The organism is Arthrobacter sp. CMU6, from assembly GCF_059090205.1.
Genome location: NZ_JBNHFL010000084.1, coordinates 1 through 686 on the forward strand (window position 1 = coordinate 1; position 686 = coordinate 686).

Annotated in this window: 1 protein-coding gene; it reads left to right on the forward strand. The window is 69.4% G+C overall.

What is annotated here, in order from left to right; all coding sequences use genetic code 11:
* The coding region (locus AC5RWD_RS23155; RefSeq protein WP_494022261.1) for an L-serine ammonia-lyase, iron-sulfur-dependent, subunit alpha at positions 1-686 on the forward strand (686 nt) is incomplete at both ends.

The following is a 686-nucleotide window of genomic DNA, read 5'->3' on the forward strand; positions in this document are numbered from 1 at the left end:
GCCGGCGCTGGCGCTGGCGGTGGGAACGGGGTTCCGCTGCCCTATGGTGTGGCGGACATGGTGCTGCGGCCGCTGACGGTTCTGCCGCGGCACACCAACGGCATGACGTTCACGGTGTTTGATGCCGCCGGGGAGGTCCTGCACGCGGCGACGTTCTTCTCGGTGGGCGGCGGGTTCATTGTCCGCGAGGGCGAGGAGGACGCGGCCCAGCAGGAGCTCGAGGAGTCCAAGAAGGAGCTGCCGCTGCCGTTCCGCACCGCCGCGGAACTGCTGGGGCACTGCCGCGCCCAGGGCCTGTCCATCGCGGACATCATGCTGGTCAACGAGCGCGCGTCCCGGTCTGAGGAGGAGATCCGGGAAGGCCTGCTGCACATTTACTCGGTGATGGAGGCCTGTGTGCAGACCAGCCTGAAGCGGGAGGGGTTGCTGCCCGGCGGACTGAAGGTCCGCCGGCGCGCCCCCGACTGGCACGAACGGCTCCTGAAGGAGGACAAGGACCGGGACCCGAAGTACTGGCAGGAGTGGGTGAACCTGATTGCCCTGGCCGTGAACGAGGAGAACGCCTCCGGCGGGCGGGTGGTCACCGCCCCGACCAACGGGGCGGCGGGCATCATCCCGGCGGTCCTCTACTACGCGCTGCATTTCGCCCCCGGGATGGAGAACGCCAGCCAGGAGGACCGGGACGA